Here is a 20,974-nt window from a genome sequence, read left to right as displayed (position 1 = left end):
CCAAAAACCATAAAAATACCTAGTGGCAAAGGGAGCGATTCGCTCCTTTTTTCTTTGCGAAAACGCCCTACTTATGCTAACAACTATACTGGATTTAATTATCCTAAAAAGTAAAGTGGTGTGAGCAATGTGTGGAATCGTTGGTTACATAGGGACTCAAGCAGCAACAGAAATTTTACTCTCTGGGCTAGAAAAACTAGAATATCGTGGGTACGATTCTGCTGGAATCGCTACTGTTTGGGAAGGTGAGGTTAATTGTGTACGGGCTAAGGGCAAATTGCACAACCTACGCTCTAAACTTGAACCAGTAGCTACCCCAGCTCAAATTGGTATCGGTCATACTCGCTGGGCAACTCATGGTAAGCCAGAAGAACACAATGCTCATCCTCATATGGATATGGCAATGCGAGTGGCTGTAGTGCAAAATGGCATTATCGAAAATTACCGCGATTTGCGCGAGGAACTGAAACAAAAAGGACACCAGTTTATCTCTGAGACTGATACAGAGGTAATTCCACACCTGATTGCTGAATTGTTAAAAACCTCCTCTTCTTCTTCTTTACTAGAAGCAGTCCGTCAAGCTGTTAATCACCTCGAAGGAGCATTTGCACTGGCAGTTATTTCCGCCGACTACCCTGACGAATTGATTGCTGTCCGCCAACAAGCACCGCTAGTTATCGGGTTTGGCCAAGGTGAGTTTTTCTGTGCTTCTGATACACCTGCGATTGTTTCTCATACCCGTGCAGTGCTATCGCTGGAAAATGGCGAAATTGCCCGCCTAACACCTTTGGGTGTCGAAATTTATAACTTTGCTGGCGATAGGTTAAGAAAACAACCCCGAATGCTCAACTTGAATCCCACTATGGTAGAGAAACAGGGGTTCAAGCACTTTATGCTCAAAGAAATCTATGAGCAACCAGGGGTAGTAAGAGCCAGTTTAGAAGCTTACTTTAACAGCGATCGCTCATCAATTGACACTCCATCACCGGTCAATCTCGGCTTACCACCAAAACTCTATAGCGACTTAGAACAAATTCATATCGTTGCTTGTGGTACCAGTTGGCACGCTGCATTAGTCGGTAAATACTTAATCGAACAACTAGCGGGAATTTCTACTCAGGTACATTACGCTTCTGAGTATCGCTATGCACCATCGCCTTTAACACCCAACACATTGATTATTGGTGTTACCCAATCAGGTGAAACAGCGGATACTCTAGCAGCCTTGGTAATGGAAAAAGAACGTCGCCAAGACAAAGAACCTCAGTATCAAGCACGACTACTTGGCATTACCAATCGCCCAGAAAGCAGCCTTGGTCGCATGGTACCGGATATGATCAATACCTTGGCAGGTATTGAAATTGGGGTAGCGGCGACAAAAACTTTTGTGGCTCAACTGATGGCATTTTACGCTTTAGCATTGGATTTAGCTTATCTGCGACAGACAGCTGCCAAAGAAACATTAGAAAAGATTATTAACGACTTGCACCAAATTCCTCAAAAAATGGAAACAACTTTAGCAAGTCAAGAAAGTTTAACAGAACACCTAGCGCATGAATTTGCCGATACCCAAGATTTCATTTTTCTAGGAAGAGGGATTAACTATCCTATAGCCCTAGAAGGAGCATTGAAATTAAAAGAAATTAGCTACATTCACGCTGAAGGGTATCCGGCTGGAGAAATGAAACATGGCCCGATCGCCCTGTTAGATGCGAAAGTACCAGTAGTAGCGATCGCAGTTCCTGGGAATGTGTACGAAAAAGTACTTTCTAACTCTCAAGAAGCCAAAGCCAGAGATTCTCGTTTAATTGGCGTTACTCCTGTCAAAGATGGCGAAGCAGCAGAAATCTTTAACGATTTACTCCCCGTTTCCGATGTCGATGAGTTACTTTCGCCAATTCTGACAGTGGTTCCCTTACAATTATTGGCTTATCATATTGCTGCCCGTCGCGGTTTAGATGTCGATCAACCAAGAAATTTGGCTAAAAGCGTTACCGTGGAATAATCAAAGGAAACAAAGAACAAGGAACAGCAAAACAATATGAAATTAAAAGTAATGTTAAGTAGAAAAAGCAATGCTTACGGCAGACTGGATCTACCTGGTTGTTGGTAATGTGTATGAAAAGGTTATTTCCAATGCCCAAGAAGCAAAAGCTAGAGATTCGTGATTAATTGGCGTGACTCCCGTAAAAGCAGTTATACCGCCAAAAGAAATTGCACAAGCTTTTGATGATGTAGTCAAACCATTTATGGATAAGCTACTAGTAAGCTTATTTAAATCCCGCACCCTTGCATCTATCTGTGATACCCTACTACCCAAACTTCTATCAGGTTAAATCCGCGTCAAAGAAGCAAAGAAGGTTGTAACAGCAGTGTAATTGACATTGTTCATAAACCCATAAATAATTTAGAAGCTAAACTTTTTAGACCAGAATTAAGGATATTATAAAGGCGCAATAACTTACATTGCCCCTGCGGACGCAGGCAGTTTACGATAGTTTGTATGCAAGCAAAAACACGCTACTCACGCGCTCCCATAACCGAAGCGTTAATTGACATACAAGTTCGACTCCCACAAGAAGTTAAACTTGATGTTTTGGCGCAGGTGTACTCAAGCATTCAAACAGAGTACCCAAAGCGTGAGGAGATGTTTATGTTTCAGGGGCAAATGATTGCTGGTGCTAGTGTTGAGGCGACAGCAAGCCAATCTCAAATTGGCTATAGAGTCTTTAGCGACGACCAAAAACAAATTCTTCAAGTGCGTTTGGATGGCTTTACCTTCAGTCGGCTTGCTCCCTACGACTGTTGGGAAACATTCCGAGATGAAGCAAAGCGATTGTGGAGTATATACCAGTCACTAACACATCCAGAAGCCATTGCTCGGTTAGCAGTCAGGTACATTAATAAGGCTAGATATTCCTCTACCTGTGGGTGATTTAAAGGACTATTTAAAGACGTTTCCTGAAGTTTCCTCTGACTTACCACAAGGGTTAAGTGGCTACTTTATGCAGCTACAAATTCCCCAAGACAACCTAACAACAATGCTTGTTCTTAATCAAGCATTAGTTCCTCCTCCAACACCGGAGTTTGTTTCTATACTGTTGGATTTAGACCTATTTACAGAACGGGATATTCCCAAGGATGAGATAGGACTTTGGGGGACTCTGGAACAAATGCACGAACAAAAGAACAAAGCTTTTGAAGCTTGCATTACAGATCACACAAGGGAGTTGATCAAATAATGGCTACTATTGCTCCTTTACGTCCAAACGGAGTTTTATCACCACCAGTAATATTGGTGTTGGAACCAAAAGCTAATTCACAATTACAAAGTCCAGAAGGACGACAAATTGCTGAGTTAGCTGATGAAATCGCACTTTTCCTTCAAAAAGAATTACAAGCTCGATTAGAAGTTGCTGGAGTCGAAATATTAGAAGCGAGGCTTTCTCACTTAGCTTATGCTCCTGAAATTGCCCAAGTTATGTTGCGTCGCCAACAAGCCAAAGCGGTTATTGACGCCAGACGACAAATAGTTGAAAGTGCGGTGGGAATGGTTGATGAAGCTCTCAAGCGGATAAGCGAACGGCAAATTGTGGAATTGGATGAAGAACGTAAAGCCAGTATGATCAATAATCTGTTGGTTGTTTTAACCTCAGATCAAAATGCCCAACCTGTGGTTAACACTGGCAGCCTTTATATCTAAGACATGAGTCAGAAAAAACGGTTTTTACTACGTTTAGACCTCAAGCTTTACGAAGTTCTAGAAAAATGGTCAGCAGATGAACTTAGGAGTGTCAATGCTCAAATTGAGTATCTCTTAAGCGAAGCAGCACGTAAAAGTGGCAGATGGAAAGCAAATAAACACCAAAAGGCTGCTGGACAACAGCAGAATAATACAGAATTGGAAGATGAATCGTAATTCATTGACAGCCCCAAGAGTGATCGGGGCGTGGACTGTCTTTTTACTCAGCACTCATTATTGCTTTAACGCATCCAAAGCTAAATTTAGCTTTAAGACATTAACCCCAGGTTCACCAAAGATACCAAGAAAACGACCATCGGTGTTTTGAGCAATTAAAGTTTCCAATTGACTAGGCGCAATTCCTCGCGTTTTTGCGACTCTGCCAATTTGCGCGGTTGCGGCTTGCGGGGTGATGTGAGGATCAAGGCTGGAACCAGAGGTGTAAACTAAATCCGCAGTTGGCTGTATGCCTGCGGATTTTAAACGATTGAGGTCGCCTACAACTCGTTTATTCAGGTCAGGATCATCTTTACCTTTGATGCGTTCTAGCAATGCTGGATTACTCGGTGCAAGGTTGCTAGCACCAGAAACCCCAGTCTGCAAAACTTTAGCTTCATCTTTTTTGGGGTCAGCCGTGCTGTAATTAGTGGTACTGGGACGACTGTTAAAATAGCGATCGCTACTAAAAGGCTGACCAATCAAAGCAGAACCTACAACTTTACCTCCAGGATTTTTGAGCAGACTACCATTAGCTTGGAAGGGAAAGATTACTTGTCCGCAAGCGATCATTACAAAAGGATAGATAATCGCTGTAATCACCCAAAGTACCAAAGTAGAACGAATAGCTTTACTAGCTTCGTGTGCAAAACTCATTAGAATTTCTCCGGTACAAACATTACAAAAAATAAATAAATAGCAAGTCCCAGTGTTACTAATCCTAATAGCCCCAAAGCCCAAGATTGAGTGCGGGAAAGGGATGCACTAGTAGCTGCATAAACTAAGGGTGCAACCACTAAGTTAAAACACATCGCTAGAAATAGATACAGGGGCAATTTTTGTTTACGCCGTTGATCCCAAATTTCTGTTGAAATATAGCGTTGGATATTGAAGGGTTTCATGAGTTTATAGTTTTATTTTGGCGTTGCTGAATGGATGAATTTTGATCACGCAGAGGAGGACACTTGCGTGCGGGGGTTCCCCCCGTTGAGCAAAGTGTCCGTCGCGCAGAAAATCTTGAGTTTGGGAGAAGAGTAAAACTAAGCTGAACTTCCCCCCAAGTAAAAAGAGCTATGTGCATCAAGGGCTAGGTTTATAGCGTAGCAAGGGTTTAATGGCTATTTAGATATTTGCACCAGGGGAAGTTCAGACTAAGACAAAGGCAGAACAACATCTATAAGTTTGATGGCAATAAAAGGTGCAATAATCCCGCCTATGCCATAAATTAAAATATTGCGACGTAGTAATTGATCTGCGGTTAAGGGTAAAAATTTTACTCCTTTGAGGGCGATCGGTATTAGTGTTGGAATAATTAAAGCATTGTAAATTAGCGCCGAGACGATCGCAGATTGGGCACTCTTGAGACTCATAATATTTAGTGCGCCAATTCCAACTGCTGCAAAGATTGTGGGAATGATGGCAAAATATTTAGCGATATCATTGGCAATGGAGAATGTTGTTAAGGCTCCACGAGTAATTAATAGCTGTTTGCCAATGGTTACTAAGTCAATCAGTTTGGTGGGGTCGGAGTCTAAATCGACCATGTTGGCAGCTTCTTTGGCGGCCTGTGTCCCAGAGTTCATGGCTAAACCTACGTTTGCTTGAGCTAATGCAGGTGCATCGTTAGTGCCATCCCCGGTCATGGCCACTAGTTTACCCTCAGATTGCTCGATGCGAATTACCTCAATTTTGTCTTCGGGAGTCGCTTCTGCAATGAAATCATCAACTCCAGCCTCTTGAGCAATTACACTAGCTGTAATTCGGTTGTCGCCTGTTAACATGACGGTGCGAACACCCATCCGCCTGAGTTGGTCGAATCGTTCCCGCAAACCAGGTTTGACAATATCTTTGAGGTAGATAACACCATAGATTTGGTCATCTTGACAAACTGCTAATGGTGTACCTCCTAAGCGAGAAACTCGCTCATAAGCTGCGTCTACGCCATCGGGAATGTTACCGCCACGGGAACGGACAAACCCTTTGATGGCATCGACTGCACCTTTACGAACTTGTTTACCATCAGGGAGGTTAGTACCACTCATCCGGGTTTTGGCAGAAAACTCTACACCCTCTGCTTGATTGATGTCGAAATCTGCAACTAACTGATAAGTTTGTGCTAATTTCACAATCGATTTGCCTTCGGGTGTTTCATCAAACACACTAGCAGCGTCAGCAATTCGCGCTATGTCTTCTACTGAATAGTTATTGATGGGGATAAATTCATCAGCCATCCGGTTTCCCAAAGTAATAGTGCCAGTTTTATCTAATACTAGTGTGTTAATATCACCGCAGGCTTCTACAGCTCGACCAGAGGTAGCGATGACGTTAAACTGGGCAACCCTGTCCATACCAGCAATACCGATCGCACTTAGCAATCCACCGATAGTTGTAGGAATCAAAGCTACTAATAGCGAAATTAGGATTGCAACACTAGCACCTGCACGTAAATTATTGCCTGCCTCTGTTCCAAACACAGTACTGATAAAGCTGGCGATGTAGTTAACGAAAGATGGCATTGTTGATACCACAATCAAGAAAACCTGTGTCAATACTGCTAATAGCACTGTTAAAGCAATCTCGTTGGGAGTCTTAGCGCGTTCAGCCCCTTCTACTAAGGAAATCATGCGGTCAATAAAGCCTTGACCGGGATCGGCGGTAATGCGAATCGTCAACTCGTCTGAGAGTAGGCGTGTACCTCCTGTCACCGAACTGGCAATATCTGTACCTGGTTGCTTGAGTACAGGGGCAGATTCTCCGGTAATGGCAGACTCATCCACTGAACTAATACCTTGAAGTACTTCCCCATCGGCAGGAATCATATCATTGGCAATTACTTTAACTAAATCGCCTCGCCGTAGTTCTGTAGAATTGACTTTCTCAATGACACCATCGGGAGAGATTTTACGAGCGATCGTATCAGAACGTGTTGCTCTCAGGGAATCTGCTTGGGCTTTACCGCGTCCTTCGGCTACAGCTTCGGCAAAGTTGGCAAAAAGAACTGTGAAAAACAGAATCAGGGTAATTAAGCCGTTTAACAAGCGTTGTTGGTTGACATTCGCTTGAACTGTGCCGAACAAATTCGGGTCAAGGGTAACAAGGAAAGTCACAATTGTTCCTACCCAGACAATAAACATGACTGGGTTTTTCACCGCAATCCGCGGATTTAGCTTGACAAATGACTCACGAATTGCTCTTTTGTAGAGTCCCCGCATGTCTGCTTTAGGGGTATGCTTGCGTGAGTCGCGAGTTCCAGAGGGAATGCGGGGGGAGTGGGTGGGCATAGGGAATGGGGAATTGGGAATGGGGAATGGGACAAAGAAATAATCAACCAATTACGAATTACGCGCTTCGCAGCGTTAGCGAGTCCTCGATAGCGAAGCGTTAGCGACGCAGGAGCGTCGCGTCATTACGAATTACGAATTATAAAAAAGGCTTCGCTAATGGGGCCTAGTGCTAAAACTGGAAAAAATGTCAGTGCGCCTAGAATTAAAATCACGGCGGCGGTGACGCTGGTAAATAGTCCGGTGTCGGTTCTAAGGGTACCTGCGGTGAGGGGAACTAGTTGTTTGCGAGACATGCTATCTGCTAGCAACAATAGGCTGATAATTGGGATGTAGCGCCCTGCTAATAAACTAAAGCAGGTGCTGAGGTTCCACCAAAGGGCGGTTACTGTTGTTTGTGCGCCAGTGGCGATCGCAATTGGCGATGGTTGGGAATCGCCTAAGCCTTCAAACCCAGAACCGTTATTAGCCGCAGCTGAGGCATATTCGTAAATTACTTGTGCAAAGCCATGAAAACCAGGATTGCTAATTCCTGCCAATTGATCGGGGAATGCTAGGGTAATTGCCGCTGGAATCAAAATGGCGATCGGGTGAACTAGCAATATTAAGAAACTCGCCAGCACAACCTCACGCTTCTCAATTTTGCGTCCGAGAAATTCTGGTGTGCGTCCTACCATTAAACCTGTGACAAATACGGCTAATATCAAGTACGCATATAGATACGCGGTTCCTGTACCTTGTCCACCAAAAACAATCTGCAAAAACATATCACAAAGCATACTAAAGCCGCCATTCGGCATGAATGAATCATGCAGGCTATTGACGGCCCCACACATGGTTGCAGTTGTAATCACGGCGTACAATGCAGATTGTGCCCAACCAAACCGGACTTCTTTACCTTCCAAATTTGGTTGTTGGCTACCTAAGAGGGCATTCACGGCAGGATTACCGTTATATTCACCGATCGCTGTGATGACAATCAAGACCACCAAAATAGCCAATGGAATGCAATACACTAACCAAGCTTGCTTAAGGTTGTTGGCAAATATGCCATAGGTGTAAATCAGGGAGGTGGGTATTGACAGGATGGCCACAAGCTGAATCAAATTTGTCAAGCCACTGGGATTTTCCAATGGATGGGCTGAGTTGATGGCGAAAAAGCCACCGCCGTTCTCGCCTAGTTCCTTGATAATTTCTAAATGGGCAACAGGGCCACGGGCGATCGCCTGACTTATGGCAGGATCTTCTAGGGTACGTATCACTACTGCCCCTGCTAGGGTTTCTGGTACACCAAGGGCAATCAAGACTATTCCACCCACAATACTAATGGGTAGCAAAATTCGAGTAATTGCACGAATCAAATCTACATAAAAGTTACCTAATGGCCTTCCTGTTAAACCACGAATAAAGGCGATCGCCACTGCGATTCCTGTCGCAGCGGAGGTGAACATATGGTAGCCTAGTGCTAACATTTGGCTGCCATAGCTCATGTAGGTTTCACCAGAATAATGCTGCTGGTTGGTATTAGTAATAAAGGAAATAGTTGTGTGCAGTACTGTGTCCCAAGTTGGGGCATTTATTTTAGTTGGGTTTAGCGGTAACCATCCCTGATTCATAATAATCAAGAACATTAGCAACCCCATAGCAATGTTGCTATAAAGGATTGCCCGCGCATACTGCCAACCTGTCATATTTTTTTGGGGTTGAACACCAATTAAGGAGTAAAGTACTCGTTCAACTGGATTTGAAATTATGTCGATAAAAGTACTTTGATATAGGAAAACACGCGCTATGTATCGCCCAAAAAAGGGAGTGATTGCTATTACTATTAGTAGGGTTAAGGTAATTTGTATCCATCCTTGTAGCATGAGTTAAATAAATTCCTGTTTTTTGAGTTTGAGATAAATGTTGGGCTTGTTGCATAATTTTTTTATCGGGCTAGACCCCACTTCGCTAATACACAAAAAAAGAGTTAAAGTTTGAGGTTTTTACAAAAGGTCTGCTGAAGGCTTTTTTCATTCATGTTTTGATAAATATTATTTGTAGTAAATTGGTTTAATGTTTCTAGAATAACCATAAAACTTTTGAATTCAGGAAGCAACGTATAAGTGAATTTTTAAACTCTGATATATATTGATATAAGTTGAAGTGTTGAGAGCGTTTATTTTTAAGTTATATCTACAAATATAGTAAGCTAGTGTAGTTGGGTAAAAATGACGATAAAGTTAGAAATGAAGTAAAGGTTTAGATTCTATCCAATGGATGATGATAGAAATATCCAAAAGAAAAAAGGCAAGTCACTACCACCCAAGCTGATTATTTGGTTAGGTAAGTTTGTCTGGACGACAATATGGCACATGATGATGTCAAACCTTGCTCCCCGCAATCAGTCAGGAGAGTATATTCGTCCTAATAGCCAGTTCCGTAAGTCTATCGGTATAGAGGCAGGAAATCCTTATCCACCCGCAGCAGGACGTTATAAACTTTATGTTGGGTTGAGCTGTCCTTGGGCACACAGAACTCTGGTAGTGCGATCGCTTAAAGGTTTGGAAGCTGCAATTTCGGTATGTATTGTGTCTCCTTCTGTGACTATCGGCGGTTGGGTGTTCGATGAAACAGAAGCAGGTTGCAGTACACTCGCTGAACTATATCAGCTAGCAAAACCAGGCTATAGTGGACGCTCAACAGTCCCAGTGTTATGGGACAATCAGACGCAAGCAATCGTTAATAACGAGAGTGCAGAGATCATCGTGATGCTGAGCTCACAATTTAACGAGTTTGCCAACAATCCTAAGTTAGATCTTTACCCATCAGAACTCAAAGAAAAGATTGACTGGTGGAATGACAAAATTTACCATGCAGTGAATAACGGCGTCTATCGTTGCGGTTTTGCCCAAACCCAAGAAGCATACAATCAAGCTTGTAATGAGCTGTTCACAACTCTTGATGAGATTGAGACAGCATTACAAACTAGTCGATATCTGTGTGGCGATAATCTCACATTGGCGGATATTCGCCTATTTACAACCTTATTTCGCTTTGATAGCGCTTATTATGGGTTGTTCAAATGCAACCGCCGACGAATTCGCGACTATGCTAATCTAGGGGCCTATCTGCGTGAACTATATCAACTTCCAGGTGTTGCAGACACATGCGATGTCGAGAGTGTCAAGCAAGATTACTACGGCAACTTGTTCCCGCTCAACCCTGGTGGTATTATTCCCAATGGCCCTGATATGACATACCTTTATGAACCACATGGCCGTGAGAATAAGAAATAAAGAGTGGGGAGTAGGTAAGCTGTTGCGCTTTTAATTTGCATAGTTCAAACCGCTAGAAAGACGCGGGGACACGGAGACACGCAGATGTAATTTGAATGACGATTAGCTTAACTCACGTTTGTTTAAAAATGTGGGATTGAAATTTGTATTCTTGGTGACTAACAAAATTTACCTATGACGCGCCTTTTGATAGAGAAAACATATTTGACAAAGGGATATATTTTTTTTAAAATAGTCCACTATTCCAATGTCTTTGCTAATAACCTCCAGTGATCATCGTTGGAGGTTATTCTTTTTATTTTTATACGAAAAAGTACCGCATCACTGCTTGCTATAAAAATACCTCTTCTCCCACTCCCTATTTTCAAGCCAGATAATTGTAGGTTTCAGCAAGATTACTGAGCCATTAAAAATACAACACATCTTAAAATTATACATGATTTTTTGAGTGTTAAAAATGTCTAATCTGCTACCTCAGTGCCAAAATTTAAAACAGCAAGTCGAGTCTATTTTACAACTTTTACAACAAGAGCCAACACTACGTTCTCAAGATATTACATTTGTACAAACTTCTCTTAGTAAAGCAATTTCCCCAAAATTTGAAATTGTATTTGCAGGTGCGTTTAGTGCCGGTAAATCAATGCTAATTAATGCACTGTTGGAAAGAGAGTTACTTTACAGTGCAGAAGGACACGCTACAGGTACAGAATGCAAGATTGAGTATGCAGAAGTAGATAAAGAACGTGTTGTTTTAACATTTTTAAGCGAAGCAGAGATTAGAGAGCAAGCAGTTTCTCTGTGTCAAGAATTGGGATTTAAAACGGTAGTTAATATTAATCAAGATGATGTAATTGACTTACTACATCAAGGTTGTAAGGCTATTATTGAGCAGGAAGGCGGCGAGAGTAAATCGGAACGTGCAAAACAAGCAAAGGCGTTAACATTGTTGCTAGATGGATATGTAACAAACCGCGATCGCATTCATACGGTTAATAATGCTACATATTCTATGGAACAATTTAACTTTTCCAATCTCAAAGAAGCTGCTGGATATGCGCGTCGTGGTAGTAATAGCGCTGTCTTGAAGCGAATTGAATATTACTGCAACCATCCTCTCTTGCAAGATGGCAATGTAATTATTGACACGCCAGGTATAGATGCACCAGAACAAAAGGATGCACAGCTAACCTACGCTAAAATTCAACATGCTGATACATCAGCTGTGGTGTGTGTGCTGAAACCTGCTTCAGCGGGTGACATGACTAAAGAAGAAACAGAACTTTTAGAAAAGATGCGGGACAATGGAGGAATACGCGATCGCGTTTTCTACATCTTCAACCGGATTGATGAGACTTGGTACAACACTCAGCTGCGGCAACGATTGGATGATTTAATTAGTAGACAGTTTCGCAACCCCAGCAGAGTTTATAAAACTAGTGGATTGTTAGGATTTTACGGCAGTCAAATTAAACAGACAAGTGAGCGCGATCGATTTGGTTTAGATTCTGTCTTTACTGAAAGTGTCAAAGGTTTAGATGGTAAAGAAGAAACGCCACAATTTGTCTATGCATTTAACAACTACTGTGTTAGTTCTGGCAAGCTTTCGCAAAGTAATTTTCGGATTTCTCTCAATGGCTTCGAGACTCCTAATGAAAACTACACACGAATTTTGTCTGAACAAGGAATGCCATTAATTAATCAGCTAATTCGAGATAGCGGGATAGAAGAATTTCGCACAGCTATTACTCACTATCTAACTACAGAAAAACGTCCACAACTTTTTATCAATTTTGCTGATGATTTAGAAGATATTTGTATTCCTCTGAAAAAATATTATCAGGAAATCCAAAGAGATTTAGATAGTCAGCCCCAAGAAATTGAGACGATGAAAGCGCAGGAACTGCAACGCCTCAATCAGCAACTCCTGCAAATTGGTAAAGACTTCAGCCAGCACATCACAGAAGAAGTTAACCAAGTAGTCAATAATTCCTGTGATGGTTTTGAAGCAGATTTTCAGCAATTGCAATCACGCATGATTCGCCGTCTTTATGAGTTGCTAGATACTTTCTCTGTTGCTGATGCTTATCGACGTGCAACTCTCAATCATCCTCGCAATGCTACAGCACCGTTAATTGCGATTTTAGTAGAAGCATTTTATTATTTAGCCAATCAGTTAGAAGATATTTTAATTGAGTCTACCGAGCAGTTAATTGTCAATTTATTTCAACAGTTAATCGCCAAAATTCACAAATCAGAATATTATCGACAATTATATCGCTTATTGGGTAATGATGGGGGGATTGAGCAAGAGATAAATACTTTAGCAAAACAAGTTTCTCAGGTGTTAACAAATGCAGCCAGTGTAGAATGCGATCGCTTTGTGCGAGAAAGTCCCAGATTCTATGATGAAGGTACTTTTTCCATCTATCAATTTCGTCAGACTTTACTACAAACTTCCCAGGGTTATGATGCTGAAAGTATGGTAGAAGCAGAACCAGCAATTAGGCAATTATTGAAGTTAGATTTTGAGCCAAAAGTTTCTCAAACTATCCGTAAATCCTTCCGCCAAACTATCAATCAAACACTCAAAACTCAATTACTGACAATGGCAACACAACAAGCGGATGCGATTTTACAGCAATATCCCCAGGCGCGTGCTTACTTAGAGAAAACACTAGAACAAGAAGCACAAGAAAAGATTACTAATAATCGAAGGTTATTAGATGTTGTTGAGCAAAAGATTGACACCTATAATTTAGCGATCGCTAATATCAATAATTGTTTACAAGCAATGCAATTATACGATCATTTGTTACCCATAATTAGCGATACAGATTTTATTCCTAGCGTTACTGATACAGTAGTTGTTGAGAGCATTTATTCTACTAATGGATTCATGCTCTCGGATGGATTAGCAGAGGTTTAGTTGTGTCGTTGCAGTAGGGTGCGTTATGGACGCAAGTCCTAACGCACCGAAGATCTTAGACGGTGCGTTGCTAAGCTAATAATCATTCAAATTGCATCCCCGCGTCTCCCCTTAAGCGCGTCCTCCGAAGTTTGCTCAACGGGGGGAACCCCCGCACGCAACTTCTCTCCGCGTCTTTCTGAGGCAAAGGATTATGCAAGTTAAAGGCAGATTAGCTTATAAGGCATAACACACGCTACTAGACGTCCTCTAACTATGGACAAAATAATGTGTCACGGGTATCGCGTCCTGTTGTTGGATTAACACCTTGAGCAACCTGGCATAATTTTTTCTGTTCATCTGGACGCAGTAGCACATCGGTAAAATCTGCTCCTTCAATAATTGCACCGTCAAATTTGGTGCTGGCAGCAAATGCACCCTCCAAAACTGCATTTGTTAAATTTGCTTTGATTAGGCGAGCTGAGTCTAAAGTAGCATTTGTGAGATCAGCCCCTTCTAAATTTGCTGACTCTAAATTTGCAGCGAAGAAGCTGACACCGCGTAAGTTAGTATGGCTGAAGTTACTCTGACGCAGATTAGCTTTGGTAAAGCTGGAGTCTGATAAATCACGCCCTGAAAAATCAGCCTCTATTAAAATTTCTTTATTGTACTCAAGGGCTAAAGCAGTTTCAGTAAAACCCACAGATGCTGTAGTGCCAACTACTACCAAAAGCAATAAACTGAGTATACTCGTCCAAATCTGATTACTTAAGCTAAATTTCATAGTATTTGTAGTTAATGGCTAACCCTCCTCCATCTCATTATCCTGATATTGGGCAACTAGGTGAAGATCTAGTTGCCCAATGGTTACAATCTACAGGTTGGACAATTTTACATCGTCGCTTTAGTTGCCGCTGGGGAGAAATTGATATTATTGCCCAGCATAATGGGGAGGCGAAAGAAAATTCCCCCTCATCGCTTCACTCAGTAATTACTACTCAGCACTCCATAGTAGCATTTGTTGAAGTTAAAACCCGTAGTTCTGGTAATTGGGATGCATGGGGAAAAGATGCGATCGCCCCAAAAAAGCAAGCAAAAATTTGGCGCACTGCTAGAATATTCTTGGCTCAGCATCCGGAAAAATCAGAATATTCCTGCCGATTTGACGTTGCTGTTGTCCACTGTCAGCGACTCTCAACCAACTCGCCTGGGGTTATAGCTACTCAAGAAACCCTAGCTACATCCTCAGTAGCTGGATATAAATTAAAGCTGCAAGAATATATTCCCGCAGCTTTCGATTCTATAATTGATGACGGTCAGTAACAGAATATCTCGTTACCAAAAATAACCAATAGTCAAGAATTTGTAATATTTTTATAACTAAATGGTCAGCTAACTAGCATTATTTAGAAGTCAAGAATTAAAAGCATTGTTTATTTTGGCTTTTAACGCTTGACTTCTCTGGTAATGAGTAATGCCAACTCAGTGTACATTCGCTTATGCCAATGTTTCTGGACAATAACCCAACCCCCGGACAAATTGTTGCCGGAAAGCTTCGATTTCTTCTCGCTCTGGGCTACCATGGGAGACGATCGCCACTTGATAACGACGCATCACATCCACAGGGCACTGTCCTGCTTCCAAACTCCAAAGTGCCATTTGCACCCTCATCGGTGGCTCATAGCTAATTCCTAATTCATTGAGAAAAGCTCGAAAATCGCCATCTTCTTGGGATGAGACTTGACCTTTGAGTTTGATCCTAATCACCCAGCCATCAATCTGATGAATCACGGTGATGAACGAAACAGGCATCTGGGGTCTAGCGTGCAAGCATTGAACCACCCTCAGAGTTAAACTAGCGTTTGCCAGGTAATACAAATATTCCATGTTGGTGCTTGGGATCAAAGCCAACCCTACATCTCTATATTCCTAAATAAATGGTTATTTCCGGTAGGGTAAAAGCCCCCGTTTTTAGATGGGGAGGTTTACCCATTTTTCATATTTATGTTTCAGTAATACGTTATCAGTTATCAGTAGTTTACCCTGATACCGAATAGGAAAGGCTCAATAATGCACGGTAGCTTAGTTACTACTAGCTTTTTTTAAGGCTACATCTACCTGCTTCAGTAGTGCTTCTAGTGTAAAAGAGTTATCTAAAATCACGTTTGCACGAGCGGCTTTTTCGTCTAAAGATAGTTGGCTATTGATACGGACTTGCGCTTGTTCTCTATTCAAATGATTTCGTTCGATTAATCGTTGTAGTTGTTGCTCACCCGAACAACGCACTACCCAGATTTCTGTAACTAAATTGGTCATTCTAGCTTCAAATAATAGAGGCACTACTAACACAAGTGTTTTTGCTGAGGATTGGGCAATTACTTCAAGAAAGCGCTCGTTTACGTAAGGATGAATCAATTCATCTATCCAAATGCGTTCATCTTGATTGTTAAAGATAATTTCGCCCAGTTTTTGACGATTTAAGCTTCTATCTACTAATAATATTTGTTCTCCGTAACGTTGGGCGATCGCATCAAGAATGGGAGAACCTACAGCCACTGCTTCTCTAGCATAAATATCTGCATCAAAAGTTGGTAGATTGTAAGCACTAGCCAAATAATTGGCTACGGTACTTTTACCTGTGGCAATACCTCCAGTTAAGCCGATTATGCGTTTATTTGTCATTTATGCCTGATGTGAATTAAAAACAAAAAATAGGGAGTGGGGAGTAGGGAGTGGGGAGTAGGGAAGAAATATTTTTATAGTTCTTTGTAAACGCAGTTCATGGAGTCTCTTGCATAAATATTTTTTTGTTTCGCGCAAAGGCACAAAGACGCAAATAAAAGCGCAAAAATTAAGACTTTTGCAAGAGGTCTAATCCTTAATAGGGATTTTGGTTGATTAAAACTTTTGCTGTGCGTGACAACAGCATAGTAATTAAAATGTTTCAATCCCTAATAGGGATTTGGGTTGATTAAAACGCTTTTCGTCGTTTTCTGGAGTTATGTAGTACCGAGTTTCAATCCCTAATAGGGATTTGGGTTGATTAAAACAATGGTAAAAGAACAATGCCCAAATTGCGAATTTGTTTCAATCCCTAATAGGGATTTGGGTTGATTAAAACAAATTTATTTACAAAATCCCACCCACCGCCGCGAGTTTCAATCCCTAATAGGGATTTGGGTTGATTAAAACTATCTCTAATATAGCGATCGCTATCTACTAAATGTTTCAATCCCTAATAGGGATTTGGGTTGATTAAAACCTTCCATTTAGATATATCTCTCCTAGGGACAGAATGTTTCAATCCCTAATAGGGATTTGGGTTGATTAAAACTGGATTTACCAATCAAAGATATATGTTCTCTAGATGGTTTCAATCCCTAATAGGGATTTGGGTTGATTAAAACGTTTGCAAATCGCTTACTCTTAAAAAGTGGATTTATAGGTTTCAATCCCTAATAGGGATTTGGGTTGATTAAAACGTAAATTACACTGGGTTTATGCCGCCGCGTTACAAGTTTCAATCCCTAATAGGGATTTGGGTTGATTAAAACTTAAATGGGCTAATCGTTGTAGTCGGTATAAATGTTTCAATCCCTAATAGGGATTTGGGTTGATTAAAACTAGAGTACATATTATATGTACAGCCCGAGCTAAGTTTCAATCCCTAATAGGGATTTGGGTTGATTAAAACCGAGGCGCTTTCTTTGAATCCGTGACGTACCCGAGTTTCAATCCCTAATAGGGATTTGGGTTGATTAAAACATAAGGTCAGCTTTCGCTTTATTATTTTTGATTTCTGTTTCAATCCCTAATAGGGATTTGGGTTGATTAAAACCAGGATAGAAACATTCGCCAGTGCGTTCATCAACGTTTCAATCCCTAATAGGGATTTGGGTTGATTAAAACAATTAACCACAATGAGCTAATCTCATCTAATTCACTTGTTTCAATCCCTAATAGGGATTTGGGTTGATTAAAACAAAAGCCGCAGTGTCCCTCTGGGGTGGCGTTTTAGTTGCGTTTCAATCCCTAATAGGGATTTGGGTTGATTAAAACTTATCGCTAATCACATCACCTTGTTTGATTTCTTGTTTCAATCCCTAATAGGGATTTGGGTTGATTAAAACCCCCATCGCCCCCGGCAGACGCTCACCCAACTGCTGTTTCAATCCCTAATAGGGATTTGGGTTGATTAAAACTCAAACTTTTTATCGAATTCTTTGGATAGGTTGGTTTCAATCCCTAATAGGGATTTGGGTTGATTAAAACTTTGGGCAGTGGTATGGCGAGTCTAGCGAATACCATTGTTTCAATCCCTAATAGGGATTTGGGTTGATTAAAACACCACACTTACTAATTAATTCACATCACAAATAAGAGTTTCAATCCCTAATAGGGATTTGGGTTGATTAAAACATTTTAATTTATAAAAATCATCTCCTATATTTCTAATGTTTCAATCCCTAATAGGGATTTGGGTTGATTAAAACCACCACCACCGCCTCCACTACCAGCAGATAAATCAGGTTTCAATCCCTAATAGGGATTTGGGTTGATTAAAACTTTGTAGTGTTTTAATTTACCTCTCGCTACTTTGTTTCAATCCCTAATAGGGATTTGGGTTGATTAAAACTCAAATAGCGCCCCATAAATGCCAGACTTAATAGTTTCAATCCCTAATAGGGATTTGGGTTGATTAAAACTTCAGGAATAAAAGGAGATGTTGGCAGTGTAAGTGTTTCAATCCCTAATAGGGATTTGGGTTGATTAAAACCAAAATAACATTGAATCAGAGGATGACTACAAATGGGTTTCAATCCCTAATAGGGATTTGGGTTGATTAAAACCTTCAAGGCATCAAACTACCAGACATAGACTCGGTTTCAATCCCTAATAGGGATTTGGGTTGATTAAAACTTACTAATCTACAACCTTGTGAGGTTAAAACGATGTTTCAATCCCTAATAGGGATTTGGGTTGATTAAAACTTCGGCTCAATCATTCACAAGGTTATCAAGTGGAATGGATTGGTTTCAATCCCTAATAGGGATTTGGGTTGATTAAAACACTCGCAGTGCCGCCGTCGATTCTCCCCCCAGCGTTTCAATCCCTAATAGGGATTTGGGTTGATTAAAACTTGACATTTTATTTTACTCCTCCTTATATTTTTCAATTGTTTCAATCCCTAATAGGGATTTGGGTTGATTAAAACAATGGCAATGTATATGCACAGACACCGATGTTTCGTTTCAATCCCTAATAGGGATTTGGGTTGATTAAAACCCAACGTTGAGGGCGATCGCATCTCCAACGCAGTTTCAATCCCTAATAGGGATTTGGGTTGATTAAAACCCAGAGGATGATTGCTGCCGTATGGGATGCTGTCCAAGTTTCAATCCCTAATAGGGATTTGGGTTGATTAAAACTGCGGGGATGGAGAGAATTTCGGGTATTACAAGGTTTCAATCCCTAATAGGGATTTGGGTTGATTAAAACCGCTGGGGTCTGCAAGCCTTGATATATTTGGTTTTCAAGGTTCAATAGTGGCAACCTGTAGTTAAGATACCTTTTCAGACGTTTGGTTGTCAAGAGCGCAAGAATAATAAATAACCTCAAAAGCAATTCTGGTAAGGATTTGGGGTGGTGGTGTCAACCTTTAAAACCCTCAAAGAGGATTCAAAGCTAGAGAGGATAAGCTTTTCAAGCACAAAATTTTGTTTTGTTTAAAAAACACCTACTGGTTGACACCATAATTACTAAATTCACATTAGGCGTCATTTGTAATAAGGAATTGGGAATTGTGAATGGGGAATTGTCATTTGTCCTTCGTCATTGGTTATTCTCCGCGTCCCCGCGTCCCCGCGTCCCGCGTCCCCTCGTCCCCTCATCCCCTCGTCCCCGCGTCTCCCACATCTCCCTCATCTCCCAAAATTCACCCACTTGATCAATGCTTGAGTTAAACCTTCCAAAGTATATTCTTCAGCTTCTACATCCACGCGTCCTAATAAAGCATGACAAGTTTTAGAGGTTTGGGGGCCGATAGAGGCGATACAAACTCCTGTTAAATAATTGGCTACAGAGTTTTGTGAAAATTTACTTGTGATCAGTTGATAAAAAAATTGCACAGTCTTAGAACTGGCAAAGGTAATTACATCTATTTTGCGATTTTGGATGGCTAATTCTGCCTCTAGGGGGATACTATTTGGACAGCAAGATTGATATGCCGCTACTTCTGTAACTTCTGCTCCTTTGGTAGTTAATTCTTTAACTAAAATTTCTCTGCCACCGCTTTCTACTCTGGGAAATAAAATTTTCTTACCAGACAGTTCTTCGGGAAAACTTGCTATTAAAGAATCAGCAACAAAGTTAGGAGGAATAAAATCTGGTTGGAGGCTGCGTTGTCTGAGACTTTGGGCTGTTTTTTCGCCAACAACGGCAATTTTAACGCTATTTAAAGCACGAGCATCTTTACTTTGTGCAGCTAATCTGGCAAAAAAGTAGTCTATACCGTTAGTAGAAGTGAGAATTAACCAGTCGAAGTTAGATAAATTAGCGATCGCACTATCTAAAGCTTCCCAACTGGCAGGTGGGCCAATTTCTAAGGTAGGCATTTCAATGACTGTAGCACCTGAAGCGATGAGGCGATCGCTAAATTGATTTGATTGCCCTACCGAACGCGTCACGAGAATGGTTTTGCCAGTGAGGGGGAGGTTGTTTGACATGGCTGTAGTCGAAACTTCTGAGGATATTTTCTCAGGTTGTAAGTACTCGCGTAGCCCAACAACTTCACCAATGACTATTACAGCTGGAGAAAGAGACAAACCAGCAGTTTGTTGAAGAATATCACCTAGTTGGGCTGTCCAAATTTGTTGATTATGACTACCTGCCCAGCGGATGATTGCCATCGGCGTCACCAGCGATCGCCCGCGCCGCACTAGTTGATGTACAATTTCTGCCAGATGTTGCCCTCCCATTAAGATGACGAGGGTTTCTAATCGTGAAAGTGCTTCCCAATCTAAAGCATCTGGTTCATGAGCTGTAAATACTGCAAAACAGCGACTCAACACCGGATCTGTTAAGGGTATTCCTGCTAATAATGGTGCTGCTAGGGCTGATGAAATTCCTGGCACTATTTCAAACTCACAACCCGATGCTTTTAGCGCTTCTATTTCCGAAGTACAGCGCCCAAAAATAAACGGATCACCTGATTTTAGCCTGACAACTTGTTTACCCTGTTGGCAGTACTTTACTAGTAAATTGTTAATCTCGCCTTGTGGTGTGCTGGGTTTTCCACCACGTTTACCGACATCTAGTTTCAAGCAATCAGTTGGTACGCACTGCATCAATTCAGCATTGACAAGGGCGTCGTAAACTAGCACTTGAGCCACCGCTAAAAGGTTATAAGCTTTAAGTGTTAGGTAAGCTAAATCATAAGGCCCAGCACCTACGAGATAAACTTTGCCCTTTTGCAGAGTCATTAATTAATTAAAACCTACGCTCTTTACAAATTGATTATGATATGCATTCGCCATCCAGAGTCCATTTC

17 protein-coding genes and 1 CRISPR repeat array are annotated in these 20,974 nt (G+C 41.3%); of the genes, 9 read left to right on the top strand and 8 right to left on the bottom strand.

Features of this window, described 5'->3' with window-relative positions; all coding sequences use genetic code 11:
• The first annotated feature begins 127 nt into the window (after positions 1 to 127).
• The 6 genes from glmS to AC5JMF_RS03850 all read left to right on the top strand — a co-directional run bounded on the left by glmS (position 128) and on the right by AC5JMF_RS03850 (position 3,919).
• On the top strand, positions 128 to 2,005 hold the full coding sequence (glmS, locus tag AC5JMF_RS03875) for a glutamine--fructose-6-phosphate transaminase (isomerizing) (RefSeq protein WP_495794403.1): 1,878 nt from the start codon (positions 128 to 130) through the stop codon (positions 2,003 to 2,005).
• A gap of 172 nt (positions 2,006 to 2,177) precedes the next feature.
• Complete coding sequence (locus AC5JMF_RS03870) at positions 2,178 to 2,336, top strand: hypothetical protein (protein ID WP_495794429.1); 159 nt, start codon at positions 2,178 to 2,180, stop codon at positions 2,334 to 2,336.
• Positions 2,337 to 2,503: 167 nt separating this feature from the next.
• Positions 2,504 to 2,935, top strand: coding sequence for a TIGR04255 family protein (locus AC5JMF_RS03865; RefSeq protein WP_495794402.1), 432 nt, complete (start codon positions 2,504 to 2,506; stop codon positions 2,933 to 2,935).
• Positions 2,928 to 3,242 (top strand): TIGR04255 family protein, encoded by a 315-nt coding sequence (locus AC5JMF_RS03860; protein ID WP_495794401.1) that lies wholly within the window; start codon positions 2,928 to 2,930, stop codon positions 3,240 to 3,242. Before AC5JMF_RS03865 ends, AC5JMF_RS03860 begins: the two co-directional genes overlap by 8 nt.
• The gene (locus tag AC5JMF_RS03855; RefSeq protein WP_495794400.1) at positions 3,242 to 3,703 is read left to right on the top strand and encodes an SPFH domain-containing protein; all 462 of its coding nucleotides are present in this window, start codon (positions 3,242 to 3,244) and stop codon (positions 3,701 to 3,703) included. The genes AC5JMF_RS03860 and AC5JMF_RS03855 overlap by 1 nt, the downstream gene beginning before the upstream one ends.
• 3 nt (positions 3,704 to 3,706) lie before the next feature.
• Positions 3,707 to 3,919, top strand: a complete 213-nt coding sequence (locus tag AC5JMF_RS03850) for a type II toxin-antitoxin system antitoxin (protein WP_495794399.1) — start codon at positions 3,707 to 3,709, stop codon at positions 3,917 to 3,919.
• Positions 3,920 to 3,976: 57 nt separating this feature from the next.
• Here AC5JMF_RS03850 and kdpC read toward each other — a convergent pair whose 3' ends face one another.
• From kdpC to kdpA, 4 genes are all read right to left on the bottom strand, one after another.
• A complete protein-coding gene (kdpC, locus tag AC5JMF_RS03845) occupies positions 3,977 to 4,615 on the bottom strand; it encodes a K(+)-transporting ATPase subunit C (protein WP_495794398.1) in 639 nt (212 codons plus the stop codon).
• Positions 4,615 to 4,860 (bottom strand): potassium-transporting ATPase subunit F, encoded by a 246-nt coding sequence (locus tag AC5JMF_RS03840; RefSeq protein ID WP_495794397.1) that lies wholly within the window; start codon positions 4,858 to 4,860, stop codon positions 4,615 to 4,617. The genes kdpC and AC5JMF_RS03840 overlap by 1 nt, the downstream gene beginning before the upstream one ends.
• A 249-nt stretch (positions 4,861 to 5,109) precedes the next feature.
• Positions 5,110 to 7,239, bottom strand: a complete 2,130-nt coding sequence (gene kdpB, locus AC5JMF_RS03835) for a potassium-transporting ATPase subunit KdpB (RefSeq protein WP_495794396.1) — start codon at positions 7,237 to 7,239, stop codon at positions 5,110 to 5,112.
• Positions 7,240 to 7,364: 125 nt separating this feature from the next.
• On the bottom strand, positions 7,365 to 9,107 hold the full coding sequence (kdpA, locus tag AC5JMF_RS03830; protein WP_495794395.1) for a potassium-transporting ATPase subunit KdpA: 1,743 nt from the start codon (positions 9,105 to 9,107) through the stop codon (positions 7,365 to 7,367).
• Between the two features lie 390 nt (positions 9,108 to 9,497).
• Here kdpA and AC5JMF_RS03825 point away from each other — a divergent pair, with 390 nt between their 5' ends.
• Together AC5JMF_RS03825 and AC5JMF_RS03820 are read left to right on the top strand one after the other, a co-directional pair.
• Positions 9,498 to 10,520 (top strand): glutathione S-transferase family protein, encoded by a 1,023-nt coding sequence (locus AC5JMF_RS03825; RefSeq protein WP_495794394.1) that lies wholly within the window; start codon positions 9,498 to 9,500, stop codon positions 10,518 to 10,520.
• A gap of 457 nt (positions 10,521 to 10,977) precedes the next feature.
• The gene (locus AC5JMF_RS03820) at positions 10,978 to 13,446 is read left to right on the top strand and encodes a dynamin family protein (RefSeq protein WP_495794393.1); all 2,469 of its coding nucleotides are present in this window, start codon (positions 10,978 to 10,980) and stop codon (positions 13,444 to 13,446) included.
• Positions 13,447 to 13,699: 253 nt separating this feature from the next.
• Here AC5JMF_RS03820 and AC5JMF_RS03815 read toward each other — a convergent pair whose 3' ends face one another.
• Positions 13,700 to 14,209, bottom strand: a complete 510-nt coding sequence (locus AC5JMF_RS03815; protein WP_495794392.1) for a pentapeptide repeat-containing protein — start codon at positions 14,207 to 14,209, stop codon at positions 13,700 to 13,702.
• 14 nt (positions 14,210 to 14,223) lie between these two features.
• Here AC5JMF_RS03815 and AC5JMF_RS03810 point away from each other — a divergent pair, with 14 nt between their 5' ends.
• A complete protein-coding gene (locus AC5JMF_RS03810; RefSeq protein WP_495794391.1) occupies positions 14,224 to 14,748 on the top strand; it encodes a YraN family protein in 525 nt (174 codons plus the stop codon).
• Between the two features lie 174 nt (positions 14,749 to 14,922).
• On the opposite strand, the gene AC5JMF_RS03805 is transcribed toward AC5JMF_RS03810, so the two are convergent.
• The 3 genes from AC5JMF_RS03805 to cobA all read right to left on the bottom strand — a co-directional run bounded on the left by AC5JMF_RS03805 (position 14,923) and on the right by cobA (position 20,906).
• Positions 14,923 to 15,312: a hypothetical protein gene (locus AC5JMF_RS03805; RefSeq protein ID WP_495794425.1), complete on the bottom strand. Its 390-nt coding sequence runs from the start codon at positions 15,310 to 15,312 to the stop codon at positions 14,923 to 14,925.
• A 195-nt stretch (positions 15,313 to 15,507) separates the two neighbouring features.
• Positions 15,508 to 16,107: a dephospho-CoA kinase gene (gene coaE / locus AC5JMF_RS03800; protein ID WP_495794390.1), complete on the bottom strand. Its 600-nt coding sequence runs from the start codon at positions 16,105 to 16,107 to the stop codon at positions 15,508 to 15,510.
• 186 nt (positions 16,108 to 16,293) lie between these two features.
• Positions 16,294 to 18,924: a CRISPR direct-repeat array (repeat unit 37 nt; unit sequence GTTTCAATCCCTAATAGGGATTTGGGTTGATTAAAAC).
• Positions 18,925 to 19,346: 422 nt separating this feature from the next.
• Positions 19,347 to 20,906, bottom strand: a complete 1,560-nt coding sequence (gene cobA / locus AC5JMF_RS03795; RefSeq protein ID WP_495794389.1) for a uroporphyrinogen-III C-methyltransferase — start codon at positions 20,904 to 20,906, stop codon at positions 19,347 to 19,349.
• Between the last annotated feature and the right edge of the window lie 68 nt (positions 20,907 to 20,974).

This window comes from Desmonostoc vinosum (assembly GCF_059505385.1).
This window is presented reverse-complemented; position numbering and strand designations above follow the sequence as displayed.